This window comes from Alsobacter metallidurans (assembly GCF_014636935.1).
Classification (GTDB): domain Bacteria; phylum Pseudomonadota; class Alphaproteobacteria; order Rhizobiales; family Beijerinckiaceae; genus Alsobacter; species Alsobacter metallidurans.
Genome location: NZ_BMES01000002.1, coordinates 1,803,322 through 1,828,485 on the forward strand (window position 1 = coordinate 1,803,322; position 25,164 = coordinate 1,828,485).

25 protein-coding genes are annotated in these 25,164 nt (G+C 69.0%); 13 read left to right on the plus strand and 12 right to left on the minus strand.

Annotated elements, in window-relative coordinates; genetic code table 11:
* The first annotated feature begins 37 nt into the window (after positions 1 to 37).
* Positions 38 to 1,813 carry a hypothetical protein gene (locus IEV99_RS18800; RefSeq protein ID WP_188519244.1) on the plus strand — a complete coding sequence of 592 codons (1,776 nt, stop codon included), beginning with the start codon at positions 38 to 40 and terminating at the stop codon, positions 1,811 to 1,813.
* A 4-nt stretch (positions 1,814 to 1,817) separates the two neighbouring features.
* On the opposite strand, the gene IEV99_RS23815 is transcribed toward IEV99_RS18800, so the two are convergent.
* From IEV99_RS23815 to petA, 11 genes are all read right to left on the minus strand, one after another.
* The gene (locus tag IEV99_RS23815) at positions 1,818 to 2,318 is read right to left on the minus strand and encodes a MaoC family dehydratase (protein WP_244643930.1); all 501 of its coding nucleotides are present in this window, start codon (positions 2,316 to 2,318) and stop codon (positions 1,818 to 1,820) included.
* A complete protein-coding gene (locus IEV99_RS23820) occupies positions 2,315 to 2,770 on the minus strand; it encodes a MaoC family dehydratase (RefSeq protein WP_244643931.1) in 456 nt (151 codons plus the stop codon). Before IEV99_RS23820 ends, IEV99_RS23815 begins: the two co-directional genes overlap by 4 nt.
* A 254-nt stretch (positions 2,771 to 3,024) precedes the next feature.
* Entirely contained in the window at positions 3,025 to 4,122 is a 1,098-nt protein-coding gene (gene ychF / locus IEV99_RS18810; RefSeq protein WP_188519245.1) for a redox-regulated ATPase YchF, read from the minus strand.
* A gap of 78 nt (positions 4,123 to 4,200) precedes the next feature.
* Positions 4,201 to 4,809: an aminoacyl-tRNA hydrolase gene (gene pth / locus IEV99_RS18815; RefSeq protein ID WP_188519246.1), complete on the minus strand. Its 609-nt coding sequence runs from the start codon at positions 4,807 to 4,809 to the stop codon at positions 4,201 to 4,203.
* Between the two features lie 86 nt (positions 4,810 to 4,895).
* Positions 4,896 to 5,555 (minus strand): 50S ribosomal protein L25/general stress protein Ctc, encoded by a 660-nt coding sequence (locus IEV99_RS18820; RefSeq protein WP_188519247.1) that lies wholly within the window; start codon positions 5,553 to 5,555, stop codon positions 4,896 to 4,898.
* 195 nt (positions 5,556 to 5,750) lie between these two features.
* Entirely contained in the window at positions 5,751 to 6,695 is a 945-nt protein-coding gene (locus IEV99_RS18825) for a ribose-phosphate pyrophosphokinase (protein ID WP_188519248.1), read from the minus strand.
* A gap of 160 nt (positions 6,696 to 6,855) precedes the next feature.
* On the minus strand, positions 6,856 to 7,395 hold the full coding sequence (locus IEV99_RS18830; RefSeq protein WP_188519249.1) for a hypothetical protein: 540 nt from the start codon (positions 7,393 to 7,395) through the stop codon (positions 6,856 to 6,858).
* Between the two features lie 47 nt (positions 7,396 to 7,442).
* On the minus strand, positions 7,443 to 8,591 hold the full coding sequence (locus IEV99_RS18835) for a M24 family metallopeptidase (RefSeq protein ID WP_188519250.1): 1,149 nt from the start codon (positions 8,589 to 8,591) through the stop codon (positions 7,443 to 7,445).
* Between the two features lie 113 nt (positions 8,592 to 8,704).
* Positions 8,705 to 9,565 (minus strand): cytochrome c1, encoded by an 861-nt coding sequence (locus IEV99_RS18840; RefSeq protein WP_244643932.1) that lies wholly within the window; start codon positions 9,563 to 9,565, stop codon positions 8,705 to 8,707.
* A gap of 37 nt (positions 9,566 to 9,602) precedes the next feature.
* Positions 9,603 to 10,880: a cytochrome b gene (locus tag IEV99_RS18845; RefSeq protein WP_188519251.1), complete on the minus strand. Its 1,278-nt coding sequence runs from the start codon at positions 10,878 to 10,880 to the stop codon at positions 9,603 to 9,605.
* 30 nt (positions 10,881 to 10,910) lie between these two features.
* Entirely contained in the window at positions 10,911 to 11,447 is a 537-nt protein-coding gene (petA, locus tag IEV99_RS18850; protein ID WP_188519252.1) for a ubiquinol-cytochrome c reductase iron-sulfur subunit, read from the minus strand.
* A gap of 240 nt (positions 11,448 to 11,687) precedes the next feature.
* On the opposite strand from petA, the gene IEV99_RS18855 reads away from it, so the two are divergent.
* The 12 genes from IEV99_RS18855 (at position 11,688) to IEV99_RS18910 (ending at position 24,643) form a co-directional block, all read left to right on the plus strand.
* Positions 11,688 to 12,173 (plus strand): tRNA (cytidine(34)-2'-O)-methyltransferase, encoded by a 486-nt coding sequence (locus IEV99_RS18855; RefSeq protein ID WP_188519253.1) that lies wholly within the window; start codon positions 11,688 to 11,690, stop codon positions 12,171 to 12,173.
* A complete protein-coding gene (gene hemF, locus IEV99_RS18860) occupies positions 12,173 to 13,069 on the plus strand; it encodes an oxygen-dependent coproporphyrinogen oxidase (RefSeq protein ID WP_188519254.1) in 897 nt (298 codons plus the stop codon). The genes IEV99_RS18855 and hemF overlap by 1 nt, the downstream gene beginning before the upstream one ends.
* Positions 13,060 to 14,289 (plus strand): low temperature requirement protein A, encoded by a 1,230-nt coding sequence (locus IEV99_RS18865; RefSeq protein ID WP_371875815.1) that lies wholly within the window; start codon positions 13,060 to 13,062, stop codon positions 14,287 to 14,289. Before hemF ends, IEV99_RS18865 begins: the two co-directional genes overlap by 10 nt.
* A 34-nt stretch (positions 14,290 to 14,323) precedes the next feature.
* On the plus strand, positions 14,324 to 14,911 hold the full coding sequence (locus IEV99_RS18870; RefSeq protein WP_188519255.1) for a DUF1285 domain-containing protein: 588 nt from the start codon (positions 14,324 to 14,326) through the stop codon (positions 14,909 to 14,911).
* A 23-nt stretch (positions 14,912 to 14,934) separates the two neighbouring features.
* Positions 14,935 to 15,591, plus strand: a complete 657-nt coding sequence (locus IEV99_RS18875) for a CoA pyrophosphatase (protein ID WP_188519256.1) — start codon at positions 14,935 to 14,937, stop codon at positions 15,589 to 15,591.
* On the plus strand, positions 15,588 to 15,845 hold the full coding sequence (locus IEV99_RS18880; protein ID WP_188519257.1) for a DUF6111 family protein: 258 nt from the start codon (positions 15,588 to 15,590) through the stop codon (positions 15,843 to 15,845). The genes IEV99_RS18875 and IEV99_RS18880 overlap by 4 nt, the downstream gene beginning before the upstream one ends.
* On the plus strand, positions 15,842 to 17,074 hold the full coding sequence (locus tag IEV99_RS18885) for a CCA tRNA nucleotidyltransferase (protein ID WP_188519258.1): 1,233 nt from the start codon (positions 15,842 to 15,844) through the stop codon (positions 17,072 to 17,074). Before IEV99_RS18880 ends, IEV99_RS18885 begins: the two co-directional genes overlap by 4 nt.
* 110 nt (positions 17,075 to 17,184) lie before the next feature.
* Positions 17,185 to 17,451 carry a hypothetical protein gene (locus tag IEV99_RS18890; protein ID WP_188519259.1) on the plus strand — a complete coding sequence of 89 codons (267 nt, stop codon included), beginning with the start codon at positions 17,185 to 17,187 and terminating at the stop codon, positions 17,449 to 17,451.
* Positions 17,452 to 17,780: 329 nt separating this feature from the next.
* Positions 17,781 to 18,785: an AAA family ATPase gene (locus tag IEV99_RS18895; RefSeq protein WP_188519260.1), complete on the plus strand. Its 1,005-nt coding sequence runs from the start codon at positions 17,781 to 17,783 to the stop codon at positions 18,783 to 18,785.
* A 10-nt stretch (positions 18,786 to 18,795) separates the two neighbouring features.
* Entirely contained in the window at positions 18,796 to 19,737 is a 942-nt protein-coding gene (locus IEV99_RS18900) for a DUF58 domain-containing protein (RefSeq protein WP_188519261.1), read from the plus strand.
* 3 nt (positions 19,738 to 19,740) lie between these two features.
* Positions 19,741 to 22,551, plus strand: coding sequence for a DUF4159 domain-containing protein (locus IEV99_RS18905; RefSeq protein WP_188519262.1), 2,811 nt, complete (start codon positions 19,741 to 19,743; stop codon positions 22,549 to 22,551).
* Between the two features lie 7 nt (positions 22,552 to 22,558).
* Positions 22,559 to 24,643 (plus strand): hypothetical protein, encoded by a 2,085-nt coding sequence (locus IEV99_RS18910; protein ID WP_188519263.1) that lies wholly within the window; start codon positions 22,559 to 22,561, stop codon positions 24,641 to 24,643.
* Here the strand turns inward: IEV99_RS18910 and IEV99_RS18915 are convergent.
* On the minus strand, positions 24,640 to 25,140 hold the full coding sequence (locus IEV99_RS18915; RefSeq protein ID WP_188519264.1) for a GNAT family N-acetyltransferase: 501 nt from the start codon (positions 25,138 to 25,140) through the stop codon (positions 24,640 to 24,642). The two genes, IEV99_RS18910 and IEV99_RS18915, sit on opposite strands and share 4 nt — an antisense overlap.
* Positions 25,141 to 25,164: the final 24 nt, after the last annotated feature.

Here is a 25,164-nt window from a genome sequence, read left to right on the forward strand (position 1 = left end):
CGTGGTCGGAGGCCGCGACGGCCGCCGGAGGCGACGCGTGCTGGTGTATGGGGACGTGGTTCGACGGGTCGCCCCCGCGGCCGAGTGGGCCGAACTCGGGCGCGCGTGGGCGCAGGCCCGCGCGGCCGGACCAGGGCTGCCGCGCCACTCCGCCCTCGTTCAGGCCTTCATCGCAACGGCCGAACTCGCGCAGGGCGTCGCGGACGCCGAGGCGCAGGCCAGCGGGCTCGACCAGCCCGGCAAGGCCACCACGACGGTCATGAACCATTTGCGCCAAATGGCCGCCGAGGTGCTGAGCTCCTGGACGAACGGTTTCGCGGGCGATCCCGGCCCCGAGCGTCCGTGGCCGCCCCTCCACGCCGAAACGATCCCTTCCGAGGTGACGTGCAAGCGTGGCGAGGGCTACGCCTATTACGCTCTGTACCCGGAAGCGTTCGGCGCCGCCGCCCGCGCCTTGCAAGGCGGGCATGGCCTGCGCGTGATCGGGCTGCGCAGCATCGGCACAGGCCTCGCCGCCATGGTGGCGGCCGGCGCCAAAGTCGGGACGCCGCTAACGCTGCGGCCGCAGGGCGACCCCTTTGGGCGAGCCGTTGAGCCGGGACCGGACACCGCCGCGAATTTGCTCGCCGACCCTGATGCGCAATTCGCGATTGTCGACGAAGGTCCAGGCCTGTCCGGCAGCTCCTTCGCAGGCGCGGCGCGCTGGCTGGAGAGCCGGGGCGTCGCGCGGGGCCGGATCCACCTGTTTCCCAGCCATGCCGGCGAACCCGGCGCGGCGGTGCCCGCGGAGCGTCGGGACTGGTGGCGCACAGCGCGAAAACACTGCGTGACCTTCGACGAGCTCGTACGCGCCCCATCCAGCCCCGATCACCGGCTCGAACGCTGGATTGCGGGGGTGGTCGGCTCGCCCGAGGGGCCGTTGGAGGATCTCTCCGGCGGCCGCTGGCGCGAAACTCTGGCGTCCGCTGACTGGCCTGCCGTGAATGCGTGGCAGGAGCGGCTGAAGTACCGCGTTCGCGCCGGCGGCCGATCCTGGCTCGCCAAGTTCAGCGGCGTCGACGCGCTTGGCGCTGCGGCGCTTCCGCGCGCGCGAACGCTTGCCGGGATGGGTTTTTGTCCGGAGCCCGCCGGCTGGGCCCATGGCTTCCTGATCGAGCGTTGGCGCGACGATGCTCGCATCCTGCAACCCGCCGAGGCGCATGACCAGGCGTTCGACCGGCGGCTGGCGTCATATCTCGGTTTCCGCGCGCGCATGTTCCCCGCGCCAACCGCCGGCGCATCGCTGGAACAGCTCGCCCACATGCTGGAGATCAACGCCATCGAGGCGCTCGGTCCCGACGCCAACAGCGCCGTGGAGTCATACCGCCGTGGCGCCGCAGCGCTGCAACGCCATGTGCGGCCCGTTGTGACGGACAACCGGCTGCATGCCCATGAGTGGATCGTGACCCGCGATGGCTCTGTGCTGAAGACGGATGCGATTGATCATGCCTTCGCGCACGATCTCGTCGGCTGTCAGGACATTGCGTGGGACGTCGCAGGAGCCGGCGTGGAGTTTGCGCTTAGCCCCGACGCCGTGGCTCGGCTCCGCGCGGAGGTAGCCGCCGCGGCCGAGCACGATGTCTCGCCCGATCTCGTCCGCTTCCTCACGCCCTGTTACGCCGCGTTCCAGCTTGGCTGGTGGAGCATGGCGGCCAACGCTCATGGGGGCTGGCCGGACGAGCAGCGGCGGCTGCAAGCGGCTGCAGCCCGTTACAGGGACGCGCTTGCGACCCTCCTGCTCACCAGCGGCGAGCGGACAGGAAGTGGCCGCTAGACCTTCAGCCTTGAGGCCGCCGCTCCCAGAACGCGATGCCGATAAATTCCATTACGCGCTGGCCATTCTGGTTGGTTCCGCCGTTCAGGTGCTGCACAAGCCCCCATCCCGGGCGTGAGGCAGTCGGGCGCGCCTCAAGGAGCGTCGAATCGTAAGAGATGGTGTCGCCCGCATAGACCGGCTTGAGCCACTTCAACTCCCGAAAACCGGGTGACGGCCCAAAGCCCGGGATCGGCAGCCCGGCAGCGCGCAACTCTTCGTTGATCCGCTTTTGCGCGGCGATGCGCAGGCGCATCCAGATGCCGACCGTCTGCCAGCCCGAAGCGCAAAGCCCGCCGAAATGGCTCGCCTTGGCGGCTTCCTCGTCCATATGGAAGGGCTGCGGGTCATACGCGGCCGCGAACGTCTTGATCTCATCGGCCGTAAACGTGTGCGAGCCCAGCGCCTCGCGCGCGCCAATTACGAGGTCTTCAAGCCAAACCGGCTTGGCGGTTGCGGCGCTCATGCGGCCTCCGGGCGGCTGACGCCAAAGATGATGCTGTTGGTCTGCTCCAGCACGACGTCACCTGATTGGTTCAGCACCTCGAACCGGAACCGCACATAGCCCCGGTCGCCGCGGCTGGAAGGCCGCTTGTCGAGCACGGTCTGCCTGATGCTGAGCATGTCGCCAGGCCGCACCGGCCGCTTCCATTTCACCTCATCGATGCCCCCCGCCCCCATGCCGGTCGAATCCGCCAGCACGTTGTCGTAGAGCATGCGCATCAGCATCGAGCACGTGTGCCACCCCGAAGAGCCGATCCCGCCGAGCAGGGTGCCGGCCGCCGCCGCCTCGTCGAGATGCATCGGCTGGGGATCGTACTGGCTCGCGAACGCGATGATCTCCTCGCGGGTCACCGGATAGGACCCGTAGGTGGTCACGGCGCCAGGCTCGAAGCTGTCGTAGGTAAGGCGGGGCATCGATCCTCCGTGGCGGGCTCTTGGGGCCGTTGGCCTAGCGGAGAAAATGCCGGAGCCCGGCCATTGGCACAAGCTGCGTTGGCGCAAGGGAGCCGCGCAACTCTCTCCCGCGCAGGCGGGGAGAGATGTCGGCGCGAGCCGACAGATGGCGCCGAGGCAAATATCATCCTCCGGCGTTTTGCGGCGGGGCGGCCGCCTCACCCCGCCCTCCCTCGCTTCACGGGAGAGGGTTGCGCCTCACCCGTTCGGAAGCCTCAGTTCGCGAACCGGAAATGCAGCACGTCGCCATCGGCCACGACGTACTCCTTGCCTTCCAGCCGGAACTTGCCGGCGTCGCGCGCTCCGGCTTCGCCCTTGTTGGCCACGTAGTCCGGATACGCGATGGTCTCGGCCCGGATGAAGCCCTTCTCGAAGTCGGTGTGGATCACGCCCGCCGCCGCCGGGGCCTTGGTGCCCTTGGTGATGGTCCAGGCGCGCGCCTCCTTGGGGCCCACCGTGAAATAGGTCAGCAGGTGCAGGAGATCGTAGCCGGCGCGGATCACGCGATTGAGGCCGGGCTCGTCGAGGCCCACGGCCTCCAGGTATTCCTTCATGTCCTCGGGGGCCAGCACCGCGATCTCGCTCTCGATCTTGGCCGACACCACGACCGCCACGGCGCCCTCCTCCTTGGCGCGCGCGAACACCTTTTCAGAAAACGCGTTGCCGTCATGGGCGGCGGCTTCCTCGACGTTGCACACGTAGAGAACCGGCTTGGCGGTGAGCAGGTTCAGCATACCGAAGGTGCGCTCTTCCTCTGCCCGACGCTCCACCAGGCGGGCCGGCTTGCCGTCCTGCAGCAGCTTGAGGCAGCGCTGCACGATATCGAGCTGCTCCTTGCTTTCCTTGTCGCCGCCCCGGGCTTTCTTCTCCAGCGCGACCACGCGCTTTTCCAGGCTCTCGAGATCAGCCAGCATCAGCTCGGTCTCGATGGTCTCGATGTCGGCGAGCGGGTCAACCTTGCCTTCCACGTGGGTAATGTCGCCGTCCTCGAAGCAGCGCACCACATGCGCGATGGCGTCGACCTCACGGATGTTGGCCAGGAACTGGTTGCCCAGCCCCTCGCCCTTGGACGCGCCGCGCACGATGCCGGCGATGTCCACGAAGGTGATGCGCGTCGGGATGATCTGCGCTGAGCCCGCGATCGCCGCAAGCGTGTCGAGCCGCGGGTCCGGCACCGCCACGTCGCCCACGTTCGGCTCGATGGTGCAGAACGGATAATTCGCCGCCTGCGCGGCTGCGGTCTGCGTCAGCGCGTTGAAGAGGGTCGACTTGCCGACGTTCGGCAGGCCGACGATGCCGCATTTGAAGCCCATGGTGGTCCGGTCCGTTCGGGGTCGCGATGGTGACCCGCGTTGTGGGTGGGAAGTGTCCGAAAAGCAAGCCAGCCCGGCTCAATCCCGGTCCTTGATCCCCTTCACGTCGCCCCAGCCGCGGCCTTCCATGGCGAGATGGATCTTGTTCTGGAAGGCCGGGTCCTCGCCAGAGGCCAGCAACTCGGCGTTGTCCGCGCAGGCGTTGCAGAGATCCTGCACCCAGTCGCGCTCCGTTTTGGCGAAGTCGCTCAGCACATAGGCGTGCACCAGCGCCTTGTCGCCCGGGTGGCCGATGCCCATGCGGATGCGGCGGTAGTCATTGCCGCATAGCGCCGTGATGGACCGAAGGCCATTGTGGCCGGCGTTGCCGCCGCCGAGCTTCACCCGCAGCTTGGACGGCGCGAGATCGAGCTCGTCGTGGAACACCACCACGTCCTTCAGCGCGATCTTGAAGAAGCGCAGGGCCTCGCCTACCGCGCGGCCGCTCTCGTTCATGAAGGTTTCGGGCTTCAGCAGCACCACGCGCTCGCCCCCGATCGTGGCCTCCGTGGCCTCTCCCTGGAAGCGCCGGCGCCATGGCGCGGCCTTGTGGCGGCGCGCGATTGCGTCCACGGCCATGAAGCCGATGTTGTGCCGGTTGCCCGCATAGCGCGAGCCCGGATTGCCGAGGCCGACGAAAAGCAGCATGGATCACCCGCGCGGGACGTGCCCGCCTAACGAAAACGGCCGGGCGCAAGGCCCGGCCGCAGAACGGAACGGCCGAAGCCGTCCGCTTACTTCTTGGCCGCGGGCTTACCGGCGGCTGCGGCCGAAGCTGCGGCAGCGGCAGCGGCGGCGGCGTCATCGGCGTCGGCCTCCTTGAGGCCGGACGGAGCCACGATGGTCGCAACCGTGAAGTCACGGTCGTTGATCACCGGGCGGCAGTTGTCCGGCAGCTTGATCGCCGAAATATGGAGGCTGTCGCCGATCTCGAGACCGGTGAGGTCGGCTTCGAGCGAAGCCGGGATGTTATCGGCCGGAACGAACAGTTCGACTGTATGCCGAACGACGTTCATGGTGCCGCCGCGCTTCAGGCCAGGCGACGCTTCGCTGTTCGAGAAGTGCACCGGCACGTCGACGCGGATCTGCTGGCCCTGGCGCAGGCGGAGGAAGTCGACATGCATGACGCGGTCCGTGACCGGGTCGAGCTGGTAGTCGCGCGGGAGCACGCGGCTCTTCTCGCCGTCGACGTCGATGTCGAACTGCGTGGTCAGGAAGTGACCGGCGAAGATCAGCTGGCTGGCGATCTTCTGGTCGAGCGAAATGGAGACGGGCGCATCGCCGCCGCCGTAGATCACGGCGGGAATCTGGCCCTGACGACGAACGGCGCGTGCGGCCCCCTTGCCGCCCTGAACGCGCTTGGCAGCCGTCAGCTGCTTCACGGAAGTGGACATTGGATCGATCCTTCATGACGAAGGGCCGCATCGCGGCGGCCCAAGCTCTCGCGTCCGTGCCTCCAGGGGTGTCTGGCGGACGCGTGCGCGCTATAGCGGAAAAGCCCGCCAGCGGCAAGGCGGAGCAGGCCGAGACGCCCAGGCAAAGTCGCGGTGAACACCGAATTAATGCGCGAGCGCCCAGGCTGGAAGCGCTTAGTCGAACAGGCTCGACACGCTCTCTTCCAGCGCGGTGCGCTGGATGGCTTCGCCGAGCAGACTCGCGACCGAAATAACGCGAATGTTGCGCGCCACCTTCACGGCCTCTGTCGGCTGAATGGAGTCGGTAAGCACGAGCTGCTTAAGCTTGGAGGCCGCGATGCGCGCCACGGCGCCGCCCGACAATACGCCATGCGTGATGTAGGCGTAGACTTCCTTGGCGCCATGGGCCAGCAGCGCGTCGGCGGCGTTGCAGAGCGTGCCGCCCGAATCGACGATGTCGTCCACCAGGATGCAGCTGCGGCCGGTGACGTCGCCGATGATGTTCATCACTTCGCTCTCGCCGGCCCGCTCGCGGCGCTTGTCGACGATCGCCAGGGGCGCATCGATGCGCTTGGCCAGCGCGCGGGCGCGCACCACGCCGCCGACGTCCGGCGACACCACCATGACGTTGCTGAGGTCCAGCCGCTCCTTGACGTCGCGCACCATCACGGGCGCGGAGAAAAGGTTATCGGTCGGGATGTCGAAGAAGCCCTGGATCTGGCCGGCGTGCAGATCGATCGTCAGCACGCGATCGACGCCCGCCTGGGTGATAAGGTTGGCGACGAGCTTGGCCGAGATCGGCGTGCGCGGCCCCGCCTTGCGGTCCTGGCGGGCGTAGCCGAAATAAGGCAGCACGGCCGTGATGCGCCGGGCCGACGCGCGGCGCAGCGCGTCCGAGATGATCAGGAGCTCCATGAGGTGGTCGTTGGCCGGAAACGACGTTGACTGGATCACGTAGACGTCCTGGCCGCGGACGTTTTCCTGAATCTCGACGAACACTTCCATGTCGGCGAACCGCCGGACCTGCGCCTTGGCGAGCGGCACCTCCAGATATGCGCCGATGGCTTCGGCGAGGGCGCGGTTTGAATTGCCCGCCACGAGCTTGATGGCAGTCTTCATCCGGCAGGCTCCGTTCTGGTCCGCTGATGCGCTTGCACGCTACCGGACTCCACCGAGACCCGGCCTTATGGGCGGGCTCTTAGCAGTCCGCTGCGTTGCAAACAATATGACGCGCGCGCGACGGACGCTGAAAGGCGTGGACGGGGCCAAATGAAGTCGCTTATTCGCCCGCCGCGAAACCGAGCGCCTTCGCGGGCTCCAGCGACGCCGTCGCGGGCCCAGCCCCGGGCGTCTGGCCTGCCAGAAAAGCCGCGACCTGGTTCATGCTTTGCGAGGTCGCCTTGGCGATCTGCGTCTCGCCGATCCGCGACCAGGGATCGTCGCCCTGCCCCTTCGCGACCGTCGTGGTTGTGACCCGCTGCTGGCGCTTATTGGCGGCGTCGAACACGTCCCACACCACCGCTAACGTGGTGTCGCCGGTTTCGGTCGGGTAGGCGGTGAGGTAGCCCTTGAGCCGGTAACGAGGCTGAGCCTGACTGTCGACGAGTTCGATCCGGCGGGCGGTGGCCTGGGTGCTGATTTCGGCCGACACACGAGTCTTGACCGCCTCAGGCGCGCCCTCAAGCGTGTCGAGCGCGACGGGCACGCCCGGCGCCTCGTAGCGGGCCGTGGGGCCGTCTGTCGCCTGGCAGCCGGCCAGCGAGCAAGCCAGAGCGGCCGCAGCCGCCCATCCGAGGAACCCCGATAGCCTCGTGCTCATGACCCCTCCCGGCCGGCTTCGCGCGGCTCGTTAGGAATCGTTTAACCCTATCGCAGCTGAAGGTCCAGATCTCCGCAGTTGAGGGCTTCCGCCCCGCCCTGGCCGACCAGATAGGTTCGGCCGAGGCACATCGCCGTCTCGGTCGCCGAATCCATCAGGATCATGTGGGCGAACAGCACCATTCCGGGTTCGATTACCCAATCATTGTGGGCGTAGAACATCGGCCAATCCATCCAGGATGGTGTGAATTTCGCCCCGAGCGAGTAGCCGCAGGCGTTCAGCCGATGCGACGCCAGCCCGTGCGTGTCGAAGACGTCGCAATGCGCCTTGAACACGTCGCCGGCCGTCGCGCCCGGCTTCATGGCGGCCTCGCAGGCCAGCAACGCCTCGCGGGCGGCCGCATGGTAGGACACGTGCAGCGGCCTTGGCTCGCCCACCACCACGGTGCGCATCGCCGCCACGTGGTAGTGACGAAAGGCGCCGGCGAACTCGAGCGTGATCTGGTCCTGCGCATCCAGCCTGCGGCGGCCGGACTTGTAGCGGCACAGCAGCGCGTCGCGCCCTGAGCCGATGATGAATTCGTTGCCGGGGTAATCGCCCCCGCCTGCGAAGACGGCGGCGTGCTGGGCCGCCAGGATCTCGCCCTCGTCAGCGCCGGCCGAGATGGCGTCCAGCGCCGCCCGGTCGGCAGCGTCGCACAGGGAGGCGGCGCTGCGCACATAGGCGATCTCGGCCGGCGACTTCACCGCGCGCAGGCGTGGCATGACGTCCGAGATGTCGGAGAGGTCGGCTGTTCCGGCGAGCGCGGCCTCCAGCTTGCGGCCGCTGGCGTGCGTCAGCCCGTAGCTGTCGAACTCGACGCCGATCCGCCGGCCTGCACCAAGGTCGCGCAACAGCGCGCGCGTCGCCCCGGCCGGGTCCGCCTCGCGCCCGTCGCGCCAGACACGGATGTCCTGGAGCGTGGACGTATGCTGCGCCTGCCGCAGATCGGCCGAGCGCGTCAGCAGCGCCATGCGGCCGTCCGCGCCGACATAGAGGCACTGGTAGAAGCAAAACCCAAACGTGTCGTAGCCTGTGAGCCAGAACATGCTCTCCTGGGCGAACAGCAGCGCGCCATCCAGCTTGCGGTCGGCCAGAACGCCCAGGAAGCGGCGCTTGCGCGCCTCGAATTCGTCAGCTGTGAAATGAAGCGCCATGGCGTCCTGCTTGAGCGGGGAGGCGGCATGCTGCAGCGGCGCGACCGTCGACGCAACGCCGCAACGAAAAAGGGCTCCGCGAACGGAGCCCTTCTGAAAAACTTCCGGTTTCGTCAGTGCGAAACGGCGTGGCCTTCGACCTTGGACCAGATCTTCTTCTTGGTGAAGTAGAGCAGGCCCGCGAACACCAGCAGGAAGGAGAGGATGCGGAAGCCGATCTGCTTGCGCGCCTCGAGGTGCGGCTCGGCCGACCACATCATGAACGCAGAAACGTCCTTGGCGTACTGCGCCACCGTTTCGGGGGCCTGCGGCTTGCCGTCCGGACCCTTCGGGTACTCCACCTGACCATCGCTCAGAGGCTTCGGCATCGAGATGATGTGGCCCGGGAAGTAGGTGTTGTAGTACTTGCCGGCCGGAACCTCGACGCCATGCGCAGGCTCTTCGTAGCCCAGCATCAAGGCCGTGATGTAGTCGACGCCCTGCTCCTGGAACTGCGTGAACATATCGAACACGAACCAGGGGAAACCGCGCTCATACGTGCGCGCCTTGGCGAGAACAGAGAAGTCCGGCGGGTAGGCGCCGCCGTTGGCCGCCTCGGCGGCCTGCCGGTTGGCGAAGGGCGGCGGGAAGCGGTCGGCCGGCCGTGCCGGGCGCTGGAACATCTCGCCCGAGTCGTTCGGGCCGTCCGTGACCTTGTACTCGGCCGCCAGCGCCTTGACCTGCGCCTCGGAAAAGTGCGGGCCGCCCTCCTCGGCGAGGTTGCGGAACGCAAGCAGGCGAACCGAATGGCAGTTGGCGCAAACCTCGCGGTACACCTTGAAGCCGCGCTGCAGCTGCGTGGCGTCGAAATGGCCGAACGGGCCCGAGAAAGTCCAGCTCTGGCGCGGCGGCACCGGCGTGCCCTCGGCCGCCAGGACGGCGCCCGAAGCGCCCACCCCGAGAAGGGCCAGCGCGCCGGCGGCGAAGCGGAGCATCGTGTTTGTCTTCATCATCATGATCCCCGAAACCCGCTCAGCCTTTGGTGTTCGGCGACTGGGCCGCCCCGGCCGCCATCGCGGAGGCCGAACCGCCCTTGCCGAGCACCGCCTCGGCGATGGACCCCGGGAGACGGCGCGGCGTCTCGAACAGGCCCAGCAGCGGGAGGACGATGAGGAAGTGCGCGAAATAGTAGAAGGTGAGGATGCGCGAGGCGATCACGTAGCCGCCCTCCGGCGGCTTGGCGCCGAGCCAGCCGAGGCCAACAGCCGCCACCGCGAACAGCCAGAAGAACTGGCGGTAGAGCGGACGATAGTTCGCCGACTTCACCCGCGAGGTGTCGAGCCAGGGCAGGAAGGCCAGCACCGCGATCGAGCCGAACATCGCCAGCACGCCCATGAGCTTGTCCGGGATGGCGCGCAGGATCGCGTAGAACGGCAGGAAGTACCACTCCGGCACGATGTGCGCCGGCGTCACAGCCGGGTTCGCCTCGATGTAGTTGTCGGCGTGGCCGAGGAAATTCGGCGTATAGGCCACGAACCAGATGTAGACCATCAGGAAGCAGACCAGCGCCAGCGCGTCCTTCACGGTGAAGTAGGGGTGGAAGGGCAGCGTGTCCTTCTCGGTCTTCTTCTCGATGCCGGTCGGGTTGTTGGAGCCCGGCACGTGCAGCGCCCAGATGTGCAGCACGACGACGCCCGCGATCATGAAGGGCAGCAGGTAGTGCAGCGAGAAGAAGCGGTTCAGGGTCGGGTTGTCGACCGAGTAGCCGCCCCACAGGAAGGTCACGATCGTCTCGCCCACCACCGGGAAGGCCGAGAACAGGTTGGTGATGACGGTCGCGCCCCAGAAGGACATCTGGCCCCAGGGCAGCACGTAGCCCATGAACGCCGTCGCCATCATCAGCAGGAAGATGATCACGCCGAGGATCCACAGGATCTCGCGAGGGGCCTTGTAGGACCCGTAGTAGAGGCCGCGGAAGATGTGGACGTAGACCGCCACGAAGAACATCGATGCGCCGTTGGCGTGCAGGTAGCGCAGCAGCCAGCCGTAGTTCACGTCCCGCATGATGTGCTCGACGCTGTCGAACGCCATCTTCGCGTTAGGCGTGTAGTGCATCGCCAGCACGACGCCGGTGACGATCTGCGCCACGAGCATGAAGGCCAGCATGCCTCCGAAGGTCCAGAAATAGTTCAGGTTCCGCGGATTCGGGAACACGATGAACGACGAATGGAGAAGGCCCATCACGGGGAGGCGGCTCTCGAACCACTTCCCAAACGCGCTCTTCGGAACATAGGTGGAAGGTGCACTCATGGCATGATCCTGAAACGGCGCGATGCGGCCTTAGCCGATCTGAATCTTGGCGTCGGAAACGAACGTGTACGGCGGAACCGGCAGGTTCGTCGGAGCCGGTCCCTGGCGGATTCGGCCCGAAGTGTCGAACACCGAACCATGGCACGGGCACTGCCAGCCATGGAACGCGCCTTCGTTGCCGAGCGGCACGCAGCCGAGATGCGTGCAGTTGCCGTACACCACGAGCCACTGCGCCTTGCCGGGCTTTACGCGCGCGGCGTCATCCTGCGGGTCGGGGAGCGTCGCGACGTTCACCGTCTGGGCGGCCTTGATCTCCTCGGCCGTGCGGTGACGGACGAAGATCAGCTTGCCGCGCCAGAACAGCTTCACGATCTGGCCTTCGGCGACGGGCGTCAGGTCGAAATCGACCGGCGCGCCGGCCGCGATCGTGGCGGCGTCCGGTCCCATCTGGGAGATGAACGGCCACAGCGTGGCTGCGACGCCGACCGCGCCGACGGCGCCGGTCGCGATGAAGAGAAAGTCCCGCCGGGTCGGTTCCGACGCGGTCGCAGTGGAAGTCGTCGCCACGTAATCATCCCCTCAATCCGGGCCCCCAGCCGAAACCGAAGGCTTGATTGATTGATCGTTGAAGCTCGTCCCGGGCGGTATGCGCGCAAACACAAGGGCTCGCAATGCGACCGGGAGTCGCCGCGCGGCGGCTGTTTCGCACGCTGCTTAGGGCTTGTCCATAGGACGGAATGCTGATTGGGAGTGGCTGGCGGACGTTTTCCCGCCCCTGTTCCCAATCTGCAGCGGAGCCTTGCGCGCTTGAACGTCCGCCTCGCCCTCTACCAGCCCGACATTCCGCAGAACACGGGAACGATCCTGCGCCTCTGCGCTTGCCTTGGCGTGCCCGCCGACATCATCGAACCCGCCGGTTTCCCGGTGTCTGACCGCGCCTTCCGCCGCGCCGGCATGGACTATCTCGACGAGGTCGAGATCGAGCGCCACGTGTCCTGGACCACGTTCGAGGCCGCGCGCCGGCAGGCGGGCCGTCGGCTCGTGCTCGCCACCACCAGGGCGGCCGTGCGCTATGTTGATTTCGCCTTCGCGCCGGGCGACGTCATCCTGCTCGGCCGCGAGTCGGCCGGAGCGCCGGATGCCGTTCACGCCGCGGCCGACGCCCGCATCCTCATCCCCATGCGGCCCGCCATGCGTTCGTTGAACATCGCGGTCTCGGCCGCCATGATCCTCGGCGAAGCCCTACGCCAGACCGCCGGGTTTCCAGCGCCAGCCCCAGAAGGACAGCCCTGATGCTCCCACCCTCCGATGAGCTCGAGCGCCGCAAGGGCGAGGCAAGCGACTGGTTCCGGACGCTGCGCGACCGCATCTGCGCAGCTTTCGAGGATCTGGAGGCCAGCGCTGGGGGGCCGTTTTTTCCCGAGGCGTCCGAGGCGGGCCGTTTCGAGCGCAAGCCCTGGACTCGCACGGACCACACAGGCGCGCCCGGCGGCGGCGGCGAGATGAGCATGCTGCGCGGCCGGGTGTTCGAGAAGGCCGGCGTCCACATCTCTACGGTCCATGGCGAGTTCGCCCCGGAGTTCCGCACCCAGATCCCGGGCGCGTCCGACGACCCGCGCTTTTGGGCGTCCGGGATCTCGCTGATTGCGCATCCGTGGAACCCAAACGTCCCGACCGTCCACATGAACACGCGCTTCGTGGTCACCACCAAGGCGTGGTTCGGCGGCGGCGCCGACCTCACCCCCGTGCTGGACCGCCGGCGCACCCAGGAAGACCCGGACACGCAGGCCTTCCACGAGGCCTTCCGGCAGGCCTGCGAGGCGCACCCCGTCGCAGATTACGCCCGCTACAAGGCGTGGTGCGACGAGTACTTCCACCTGAAGCACCGCAACGAGCAGCGCGGCGTCGGCGGCATCTTCTACGACTACCTGGAAAACGAGAATTGGGATGCCGACTTCGCATTTACCCGCGACGTCGGCGAGGCATTTCACTCCATCTACCCGGCCATCGCCCGCCGCAACGTCGCGACAGGCTGGACCGAAGCCGACCGCCTCGAACAGCAGGCCCGGCGCGGCCGCTATGTCGAGTTCAACCTTCTCTACGATCGCGGCACGATTTTTGGCCTCCGGACAGGCGGCAATGTCGAAAGCATCCTCTCCAGCATGCCGCCCAGCGTGCGCTGGCCGTGAGCGAACCCAAGCCTGCCGCCAACAACAGTGAACTGCTCCGCGGCGAGCCCGATGACGGGCACCATCGGGTCACCTATGTGGAGCTATTCTTCGACCTCGTGTTCGTGTTCGCGGTCACGCAGCTCTCGCACACGCTTGCGGCGCAGTTCGACGCCTGGGGAGTATTGCAGGCGTTTATTCTGATGCTGGCCGTCTGGTGGGTGTGGATCGACACCTCCTGGGTGACGAATTGGCTGAACCCCGACCGCACCCCCGTGCGCGCCGTGATCTTTGGCCTGATGCTCGCCGGGCTCGGACTGTCCATCTCGATCCCGAAGGCGTTCGGCGATCGCGCCATTCTTTTCGCCGTCTGCTACGGGGTGATGCAGGTCGCGCGCTCGATCTTCGCTATGTGGGCGACGCCGCGTGACGAAGAGGCGCTCCGCACCAACTTCACCCGCATCCTGGCCTGGCACTGCGCCGGCGCGGCGTTCTGGCTTGCGGGCGCCTCGGCGCCGGACGCCTGGCGCCTCGGCCTGTGGGCAGTCGCCGTGGTGATCGCCAGCGCCGGCCCGCTCACGCGCTTCTGGACGCCCGGCCTCGGGGCGTCGGCGGTGTCGGACTGGAACGTCGAAGGAGGGCATATGGCCGAACGCTGCGGCCTGTTCATCATCATCGCGCTGGGCGAATCGATCCTCGTCACCGGAGCGACCTTCGCGGACGCGCCCTGGAAAGCCTGGACAATCGTCGGCTTCGTCTCGTCCTTCGTCGCCAGCCTGGCGATGTGGTGGATCTATTTCGATCTCGGGGCCGAGGCCGGCAGCCGTGAGATCGCCGACGCGGACGACCCCGGCCGGCTGGCGCGGCTGGCCTACACCTACCTGCACCTGCCCATCATGGCGGGCGTCATCGTGACGGCCGTCGGCGACGAGTTCGTGCTCGATCATCCCGACGGCCACGGCGAATTGCGAACGCTGCTCACCGTGGTGGGCGGGCCGCTGCTGTTTCTCACCGGCGCGATCCTGTTCAAGCGCGCGGTGCGCGGCTTCTTCCAACTGTCACACCTCGTCGGCATCGGCCTGCTCGGCGGCATGCTGGCGGCTGGCGCGCTGCTCACCAGCCTTCCGCCAGCGCTGCTGAGCGTGCTGTCGACGACGTGCCTCGTCGTAGTGGCGGTGTGGGAATCGTGGTCGTTCAACGCGCACCACCACACCACGCAGACCAGCGCCAAGCACGACTGATGCAACCGGCGCGCCGCCGCCCTATTCTCACCCCATGACCGCCAACACCCCTCCTGCCCTCGACGCCCTCACGGCCGGAGCCCGCGCGGCCGGCCGGAAGGGCCCGCCGCCCGTGCACCTGTGGAACCCGCCCTACTGCGGCGAGATCGACATGCGCATCGCCGCCGACGGAACCTGGTTCTATGGCGGCACGCCGATCGGCCGCCCTGCCCTGGTGAGGCTCTTCGCTTCCGTGCTGCGGCGTGATCCCGAACGCTTCGTGCTGGTGACGCCCGTCGAGATGGTCGGCATCACGGTCGAGGACGCGCCATTCATGGCGGTCGAAATGACTGCGGAAGGCGACGGCGACGCCCGGCGCATCGGGCTGCGCACCAATGTGGACGACTGGGTGACGGTGGACGCCGAGCACCCGCTGCGCTTCGTGCGCGAGGCCACGGACGGGCTGCGTCCGTACGTGCGCGTGCGCGGGGGCCTGGAAGCGCGCCTCACCCGAACGCTGTTCTACGATCTCGTCGCGCTCGGCGAAGAGCGTGTGATCGACGGCGTCGCCAAGTTCGGCGTCGCAGCAGGCGGCTCGTTCTTCGCAATGGCGGACGCGTCCGAGATCGAGGGTTTGGCGTGACCCGGGCAAGCCAGGAGCCCGGCATGCCCGTGATCGCGACGCCGTTTGCACCCGAGGCGCTCGAAACGCGCGCGCGCCAGCGTCTGAGCATGGAGCCGCCCCTGCACGCCTTCGACCCCGGCCGCACGCCGGAGCGGGGCGACCACCAGCTCGCGCCCTCGTTGGCCCCGGCCGATGGCGCGCTTCATCGCCCCGCGGCGGTGCTGATCCCCGTGATCGCCCATCCCGAGAACGCCAGCATCCTGTTGACCCGTCGGGCTTCGCACCTGCGCGACCACTCGGGCCAGGTCGCCTTCCCGGGCGGCAAGATCGACGCCGCCGACGCGTCCCCGATGGCGGCGGCCATTCGCGAGGCGCGCGAGGAGATCGGGTTGACCGCCGATCGCATCAAGCCGCTCGGCTACCTGGACGCCTATCTCACCTCCACGGGCTTTCGCGTCGTGCCCGTGCTGGCCGTGGTCGAGCCCGGTTTCGAGCTGGCGCTCAACGCCGACGAGGTTGATGCGGTGTTCGAGACCCCCCTGTCGTTCCTTATGGATCCCGCCAACCACGAGCAGCACGCAAGGGAGTGGAAAGGAGCCCTGCGCCATTATTATGCGATGCCGTATGGGGATCACTACATCTGGGGCGTGACCGCAGGCATCCTGCGGAACATGTACGAGAGGCTTTACGCCGAATGACGCGCGCCTTCGTTGAAGAGTTTCTGCTCTTCCTGGTCCCGTTCGCACTCTACGCGCTCTGGCTCGTGGCACGCCGCCGCACGCCGCTCGCCAAGGTGCACTGGGAAGGGAGCCTGTCCTGGCTGGTCCTCGCCGGCCTCGCGCTCGCAAGCGCGTCGCTCGTGCTGACCGGCTTCGAGGCCCCGCGCGGCGCCGGAGCCTATGTGCCCGCCCATATGGAGAACGGGCGCTTCGTGCCCGGCAAGCTGGAATGAGCCAGAGCCGGCCGGCCCTCGCAACGGCGCGGATCGATAGCGCCGGGGTTCTCGACAGGCCGGAGCTTCAGCGCCTGCTTGCCGTTCTCGATTGCGACGGCGAGGAAGCGCGCGTGGTTGGCGGCGCCGTGCGCAACGCGCTGCTGGGCTTGCCGCCCGGCGACATCGACATCGCCACCACGGCGCTCCCGGCCGAAACGACCCGCCGGGCCGAGGAGGCCGGATTCCGGGCGGCCCCCACCGGCATCGAGCACGGCACCGTAACGGTGGTGGTCGACCACCATCCCTTCGAGGTGACGACGCTGCGCGAGGATGTCGAGACCGACGGCCGCCGCGCCGTGGTCGCCTTCGGCCGCGACTTCGCGCGCGATGCCGAACGGCGGGATTTCACCATCAACGCGCTCTATGCGGCCGCCGATGGAACCGTGATCGACCTCGTCGGCGGCCTCGACGACCTCGCGGCGCGGCGCGTGCGCTTCATCGGCTCGGCCCATACCCGCATTCGCGAGGATTATCTGCGCATCCTCCGCCTGTTTCGCTTCCACTCCGAATATGGCGAGGGGCCGCTCGACAGGGACGCGCTTTCGGCCGCGATCGCGCTCCGCGGCGGTTTGGCCCAATTGTCGCACGAGCGCGTCCGCGTCGAGCTGCTGAAGCTCCTCGCCAGCCGCCGGGCGCCCGAGACTGTCGAGGCCATCGCGGAATGCGGGTTCCTGGACCGGCTGCTAGGCCTCGTTCCCGATGTGAGGGCCTTTCAGGCGGTTGCGAGACCAGATCCGATCCTGCGCCTCGCTGCCCTGGCTCTTCGCGTGCGCGAGGACGCGGGGCTGCTTGCCGAACGTCTCCGGCTATCCAACGCGGAAGCGCTGCGGCTCTCAAAGGCCGCGACGCTGCTCGAAATGCTGCACGGGGCCCAGGCGCCCCGATCGGCGCACGACTGGCGCTTGCTCGCCTATCGAAACGGCGCTTCGGCGCTGGGCGACGCGGTCGCGATTGAGGCAGTCCGCGGCGCCGACGCGGCGTCCCTGGCGGTGGCTGCGGCGGCGCTGGCCGAACCCGTTCCCCGGCTCCCCTGGAGCGGACGCGACGTGGTGGCCCTCGGGTTGGCCCCGGGACGCGCCATCGGCGAAGCGCTGGCGCGCGCCGAAGCCCTCTGGATCGAGGCGGATTTCCCATCAGATGATGCGACCCTTTCCATGATCATTCGGAAAGCAGTCCCGCAGGCGTGAGCGCGACAGGTCCGGACGGCTACGGCGTTGAATTGACTCCCGTTTCGGCCGTTTCCGGTCTAGATTGCCGGCGGGAGCGACGGCGCGCTCTCGTGTGAGGCGTGCATCCGATGAGCCGACTGCCTCTTCGACCTGCGGACGTGGCCCATCGGCTCTCCCAGCGAGCGGCCGATCCTGCGCGTTCTGGCCGAACTGCGCAAAGCGACGCCTGGAAGCGAGAAACCTTCACGCTGCCGCGCGACGAGGCCCGCGCCAAGGCGCGCGAGGCGTTCTCACGTTTTCCCAAGGCTGCTTACATGACCGAGATCGAGTGGTGGCGCGAACTCGACGATGGTCAGATCGAGTTCACGATCCGGCGCCTTCCGACAGCCGACTAGGGCATCGTCCCAGGACACTAATAGCGGTTCGTGGACGTGGATCGCGGCCCTCCGACGACAATACTGAACCAGACCGGCGGACCTGGCGGCATGAGGCCGGACCGCGCATGGCGAGCCTTCTCCGGAACAACACCGAACCTTCTTGCCTGTCGCCACGTTTTCGCCTCAGGACGCCGTGAGCCTGCTTGCCGGCGGCTACGCGCACGCAAACGTGCGGGGAACAATCGCGCCGCGGCATCGTGTCGGGCTTGAACCCAACGCCATTCGCGCGCGATGCTGGCCGCCAGTTGTGTGACGCCGTGGCGTCAGACCCGCACCGAGGGCCATCGATGACCGACGCCAACGCCGCCGCCAGCCTCGACACGATGATCGTGCGCTCCGCCGATGCGGCGCTCGAGCAGATCACCCGGGCCCGGGAGGCGATCGGAACCGTCGTGTTCGGCCAGGCGCAGGTGGTTGAGAACACGCTGATCACCGTGCTGTCGGGCGGCCACGGCCTGCTTGTCGGCGTGCCGGGCCTCGCCAAGACCAAGCTCGTCGACACCATGGGCACGGTGCTCGGCCTCGACAACCGTCGCATCCAGTTCACGCCGGACCTGATGCCGTCCGACATCCTTGGCTCCGAGGTGCTGGAGGAAACCACCGACAAGCGCCGCGCTTTCCGCTTCGTGCGCGGCCCGATCTTCGCGCAGCTGCTGCTGGCCGACGAGATCAACCGCGCCAGCCCACGCACGCAGTCGGCGCTACTGCAGGCGATGCAGGAATACCACGTCACCGTGGCGGGCGAACCGCATGACCTGCCCCGCCCCTTCCACGTGCTCGCGACCCAGAACCCTATCGAGCAGGAGGGCACCTATCCGCTGCCGGAAGCCCAGCTCGACCGCTTCGTCATGCAGATCGACGTCGGCTACCCGGACGCCGCCACCGAGCGCCGCATTCTCCTGGAGACCACCGGCGACGCGCCCGCCCGGCCGAAAGCCGCCATGACGGCCGACGACCTGCTGGCCGCCCAGCGCCTCTTGCGCCGCCTGCCGGTTGGCGAGAGCGTTGTGGAGGCCATCTTGCACCTTGTGCGCTCCGCCCGTCCGGGCGAGGGCGACCCCGCCATCGCGGGCCACCTCGCGTGGGGCCCAGGCCCGCGCGCCGGCCAGTCGCTGATGCTGGCCGTGCGCGCCCGCGCGCTGGTGCAGGGCCGGCTGGCTCCGTCGCTGGACGACGTGGCGGCGCTCGCCGAGCCGGTGCTGAAGCACCGCATGGCGCTGACCTTCGCGGCGCGGGCCGAGGGCGAAAGCATCAGCGGCCTGATCCGACGCCTCGCCGAACGCGTCGGCTAGGGCGCACCGCATGGTCAAGGTCCGGGTTCTCGACACGACGGAACGGGCGGTCGGGAACCGGCACGCCACAGGCGCGCTGGACCTCGCCCGCCGCCTGCCGCGGCTCGCCATCGAGGCTCGCCGCATCGCCGCCACGGCGGCGCACGGCATCCACGGACGAAGGCAGGCCGGTTCGGGCGAAGCCTTCTGGCAGTTCCGGGCCTTCATGCCGGGCGAACCGGCGCATCGCGTCGACTGGCGTCGCTCGGCCCGCGACGACGAGCGCTACTACGTCCGCGAGCGCGAGTGGGAAGCCGCCCACACGGTGTGGCTCTGGATCGACCGCTCCGCCTCCATGGGATTCAGCTCGGCGCTCGCGCAGGCGCCCAAGGTGGACCGCGCCGTCGTGCTCGGCCTCGCGCTGGCCGACCTGCTCGTTCGCGGCGGCGAACGCGTCGGCCATATCGGCCTCACCAACCCGCAGGCGTCGCGCTCCATCGTGGACCGCGTGGCCGAAGCGCTGGCGGCCGACAAGGGCGCGCCCGCGGACCTGCCTCCGCCCTTGCCTCTTGCGCCGCTTACCGAGGCCGTGCTGATCAGCGATTTTCTGACCCCCGCCCCGCGCATCAAGGACGCCATCGAGCGCATGGCGGCGCGTGGCGCCGGCGGCCATCTCGTGATGGTTCTGGACCCCGTGGAGGAGACATTCCCGTTCGAAGGGCAGGCCGTGCTCGCCGAGCTCGAAGGCCCGCAGACCCTGCGCGTCGGCGACGCCGGCAGTTTCGGCGCGCTGGTGCGCGAGCGCATGGCGGCGCATCGCGACGCCATCCGGGAAGCCTGCGCGCGCCGCGGTTGGACCTTCGCGGTGCATCGCACCGACCGGCCGGCCTCCGAGGCGCTGCTGTCGCTGGCCGCGCGCATCGCCGAACGCGACGCCGGCATGGCGGGCGCGCGCATCGGCGCGGGGACCTGAGCCATGTTCGAGTCCCTGTCCCTCGGCTTCACGGCTCCGGCGGTTCTGCTGGCCCTCACGGCGCTGCCCGCGCTCTGGCTGCTGCTGCGCGTCACCCCGCCACAACCGCGCCGGATCGACTTCCCACCCCTGCGCCTGATCCTGGACCTCATTCCCCAGCAGGAAAGCCCGGCCCGCACGCCGTGGTGGCTGCTGTTGCTGCGCCTCGTAGTCGCCGGGTTGGTGATCGTCGCCATGGCGGGCCCGGTCTGGAACGCATTGAAGCAGGCGATTGGCCGCACGGGCCCGATTGCGCTGGTGATCGACGCCGGCTGGGCGGCCGCCCCGGACTGGCGCGAGCGCATGAACGCCGCCGAGGAGATCGTACGCGGAGCCGCCCGCGATGACCGGCCCGTGGCGGTGATCGCGACCGGCGCGCCGCTCGCGGACGTGCAACTCGGCGACGCCGGCGCGGCGCTGGAAAAGCTACGGGCCCTGAAGCCGGCCCCGCACGCGCCGGACCGCGCCGCCATCCTCCCCCCGCTGGGACGTTTCCTGGATCGCGAGAAAGCCGCCGAGGTCGTCTGGATCGCAGACGGCGTCGCGACCGGCGACCAGGCCGCCTTCCGGGACGGCTTCCGCAAGCTCACGGACGGCCGGCCGCTCACCGTCGTGGCGGGCCCGGCCGCACGGCCGCTGGCGCTGGCCAATGTCGAGAACGCGGCCGCCGGCATGAGCGTCCGCGTGCTCCGGGCCGAGCCGAACGGCCGCGACTCCGGCGTCGTGCGGGCGCTGGACAAGCGCGGCCTGCCGCTCGGCGAGGCGCCGTTCAGCTTCGGCGGCGGCGAAACCGAGACCCGCGCCAACGTGACCCTGCCGGTCGACCTGCGCAACGAGATCGCCCGCCTCGACATCGCCGAGGAGCGCACCGCCGGCGCGGTGGCGCTCGTGGACGAATCGAGCCGCCGGCGCCGCATCGGGCTCGTGTCCGGCGCTACGGCGGACACGGCCCAGCCGCTGCTGTCCCCGACCTATTACGTGTCGCGCGCCCTCACCCCCTATGCGGACGTGCGCGAACCCCGCATGGGCCCCAACGAGGCGATCAGCGCGCTAATCGACGAAAAGGTCTCGATGATCGTGATGGCGGATGTGGGCGCGCCGCCTCCGGACATCCGGCAAAAGCTCGCCGCATTCGTGGAAAAGGGCGGCCTGCTGTTGCGCTTCGCAGGCTCGCGCCTCGCGTCCGCGACCGGCGACGAGTTGTCGCCCGTCAGGCTGCGTCGCGGAGGCCGGGCTCTTGGCGGCGCGCTCTCATGGGAAAGCCCGCGCACGCTGGCGCCGTTTGACCAGGCGAGCCCCTTCTTCGGGCTGACACTGCCCAGGGACGTCGCGATCACGCGGCAACTGTTGGCCGAACCCGACGCCGAGCTCAGCCGCAAGACCTGGGCCGCGCTGGCCGACGGCACGCCCATCATTACGGCCGAACGCCGGGGCCAGGGCCTCCTCGTCCTTGTCCACGTCACTGCCGACACGACCTGGTCGAACCTGCCGCTTTCGGGCCTTTTCGTCGACATGCTCCGCCGCATGGCCGCGCTGGCCGGAACCGCAGACGCGCCGACGCAGGCTTCTGCAGGGGGTCAGGCCGTGACGGTCTCGCCGCTGCGCACGCTCGATGGGTTCGGGACTTTCCAGGCCCCGCCCGCGACGGCCCGGCCCATTGCGGTGACGGGCGCGCTCGTGGCGTCGCTCGACCATCCACCCGGCTTCTACGGCGCGCCGGATACTCCCGTGGCCGTCAACACGCTCGCGCCTGACGCGACCCTGAGCCGGCTCGACACCACCGGCCTCGGCGCAAGCTTCCAGCCGCTCACCCGCGAGCCGCCGGTCGACCTCCGCCCCTGGATGATCGCGCTCGCGCTGCTGGGTTTCGCGCTCGACACCCTGGCGGTGCTCTGGCTCAGCGGGCGCCTCACCTTCGGCCGCGCCCGCCGGGCTTCGTCCGCGGCCGCGATCCTGGCCCTGGCGGTCGTCTCGATCCTGGCTGCAGGCGCTCCCGTCGTTCAAGCGGCCGAGCCGCGCCCTCCTGTGAGCCCCAAGGAGCTTGACGCCGCGCTGACGACCCGCTTCGCCTATGTGCTGTCCGGAGACGCCAATGTCGACGAGATCAGCCGCGCCGGCCTCGCCGGCCTGAGCAGCTTCCTGGGCGCGCGCACGGCGCTTTCGCCCGGCGAACCGGCCGGCGTCGACCCCACGCGGGACGAGCTCGCCGTCTACCCGGTGATCTACTGGCCCATTGTGGCCGGCCGCCCCGCCCCGGGCGACGCCGCCGTGCGCAAGCTCGACGACTTCATGAAAGGGGGCGGCACCGTGATCTTCGACACGCGCGACGCGCTGTCGAACCGCCCCGGCGCGCCGCCGACCCCCGAGACGCAGACGCTCCGGCAGATATTGGCCGGCGTCGCGGTGCCGCAGCTCGAAACCGTGCCGCGCGACCACGTCGTGACCAAAGCCTTCTACCTGATCGACACGTTCCCGGGCCGCTACGCCGACGGCCAGACCTGGATCGAGGCGCTGCCCCGCGAAGGCCCGGACGCCGAGCGGCCGGCCCGCGCCGGCGACGGCGTGTCGCCCATCATCATCACGTCCAACGACCTCGCGGCCGCCTGGGCCACCGGCCGGCGCGGCGAGCCGCTCTACCCGCTCACCCCTGGGGGCGCGCGTCAGCGCGAGCTGTCGTTCCGCGCCGGCGTGAACATCGTGATGTACGCCCTCACGGGCAACTACAAGGCCGACCAGGTGCACGTGCCCGCGCTGCTCGAGCGCCTCGGCCAATGAGGACAGCATGACGAGCGTCGACTGGTCTCCCCTGCTGCCGCTGCCAGTGCTGGTTCTGCTCGCCATCGTGGCGGGCGGCGCCGCCGTACTGGCGTTGCTGCTGCGCCAGCGCGGATCGGTGCTGCGCGCGCTGGCCGTGGCGTTCTTTCTCGCCGCCCTGGTCAACCCCTCGTTCGTGCGCGAGGACCGCGAGCGCCTGAAGGACGTGGCCGCCGTGGTGGTGGACCGCTCCGCCTCGCAGGGCCTCGCCGACCGAGCCGCGCAGACGACCGCCGTGGTGGACGCCCTGCGCAAGCGTCTTGACGCACTGGGCGACGTCGAGACCCGCATCATCGACGTCGCCGAGGCAGGCGGCGGCGCCGACGGCACACGCCTGTTCTCGGCGCTGGAGTCCGGCCTCTCGGACGTTCCGCCCGACCGCGTTGCGGGCGCTGTCATGGTGACGGATGGCGTGGTCCACGACATTCCCGAGCAGGTCGCCGCCATGGGCTTCCGCGCGCCCCTGCACGCGCTGGTGACCGGCCACCCGGGCGAGCGCGACCGGCGCATCGCTCTCCTCGACACGCCGCGCTTTGGCATCGTCGGCAAGGACGCGGTGATCCGTCTGCGGGTGGACGATCCCGGCCAGAGCGAGCCGGTCCGCGTCGTGGTGCGCCGCGACGGCGTCGTCGTCACGGAGCGTCGCGCCGCCCCCGGCGAGGTGCTGCGGCTGCCGATCCGCATCGAGCATGGCGGCCAGAATGTCGTTGAGATCGAGGCCGATGAAGCCGCTGGCGAGCTTACGGCCTACAACAACAAGGCCGTGGTCCCGATCGAGGGCATCCGCGAGAAGCTGCGGGTGCTGCTGGTCTCCGGGCAGCCGAACGCGGGCGAGCGTACCTGGCGCAACATCCTGAAGTCGGACGCCAATGTCGACCTCGTCCACTTCACCATCCTGCGCCCGCCCGAGAAGCAGGATGGCACGCCCATCAACGAGCTGTCGCTGATCGCCTTTCCGACGCGCGAGCTGTTCGAGACCAAGATCAACGAGTTCGACCTGATCATCTTCGATCGCTACGCCAATCAGTCGATCCTGCCCGGCGTCTATTTCGCCAATATGGTCCGCTATGTCCGTGACGGCGGCGCCGTGCTGGTGGCGGCCGGCCCGGAATTCGCCGGCCGCGCCGGCCTCGCCGGCACGCCTCTCGCCGCCGCCATCCCGGCGACGCCGGACGGCAAGCTGATCGAGCGGCCGTTCCTCGCCCATGTGACGCCTACCGGCGCCAAGCACCCCGTCACCCGCAACCTGCCGGGCTCCGACACCGAGCCGCCGAGCTGGGGCGAGTGGCTGCGGCTGATCTCGGCCGACGTCCGCTCCGGCTCGGCCGTGATGGCGGGCGCGGATGAAAAGCCCCTGCTCGTGCTCTCGCGCGAAGGGAAGGGCCGCGTGGCGTTGCTCCTCTCCGACCACTCCTGGCTCTGGGCCCGCAACTTTCGCGGCGGCGGCCCGCATCAGGATCTGCTGCGCCGTCTCGGCCACTGGCTCATGAAGGAGCCCGACCTCGAGGAAGAAGCCCTGCGCGCCACCGCACGCGGCAATGTGGTGACGGTCGAGCGCCAGACGCTTGCGGATGCGGTCGAGCCCGTCCAACTCACCGGGCCGACGGGCGAAACCCGCACCACCACTCTTGCGGCCGCCAGCCCCGGCCTTTGGCGCTCGACGGTGGAGATTGCCCAGCCGGGCCTCTACCGCCTCACGGACGGCAAGCTCACGGCCTTCGTGAGCGTTGGCCCGCCAAACCCGCGCGAATTCCAGGAGGTCATGTCCACGACCGAGAAGCTCGCCGCCATCACGGCCGCGACCGGCGGCTCTGTGCGCCGCGTTTCCGACCGCGCCGGAGACGCGCCGCGCATTCCCACCGTGTTGACGCTTGCCTCCGGCGCGCGATTCTCCGGCAGCGACTACATCGCGCTGCGCAACACCGAGGCGCATGCGGTGCGCGGCGTGTCCGTCTTCCCTGTGTTCCTGGGCTTCGTCGGCCTGGTGTTGCTGCTCGCCAGCCTGCTCAGCACATGGCTGGGCGAATCTCGCCTGGGACGGCCGGCGCGCTAGGCGCGCCGCGTCACAGGGCCGCTGACGCCTTCGAAGGCGCCGGGTTCAAGCTCAAGGATCAGCACCCGGGCCGGGTCGACCGGTCCCGGCAGGCTCAGCCGACCGTACGGGACGCGGCGAAAGCCGGCCCGCGCATAGAACGGTTCGTCGCCGACCAGCAGCACCAGCCGGTGACCCTCAGACTTCGCGGCCTCGATCGAGCGGCGCACCAACGCCATGCCGATGCCGCGGCCCATGAAGGCCGGCTCGACGGTGACCGGACCCAGAAGCAAACCGTCCGCACCGCCGATGCAGATGCGGGTCAAGCGGATCGATCCCACCACCAGCGTGCCCACCAGCGCCGTGAAGGACAGCGTGGGCTCGTGCGGCTGGCCTTCCCGCAGCCGAAAGGCTGTACGCGCGAAGCGGCCGGGCCCGAACGCGCGCTCGTGCAGCTTGTCGATGGTGGAAGCTTCGCTGGCGACTTCGGGCCGAATGGCGAGAGACAGATCGGTCATGTCGAGAGAACTCGGCGAAAAGGT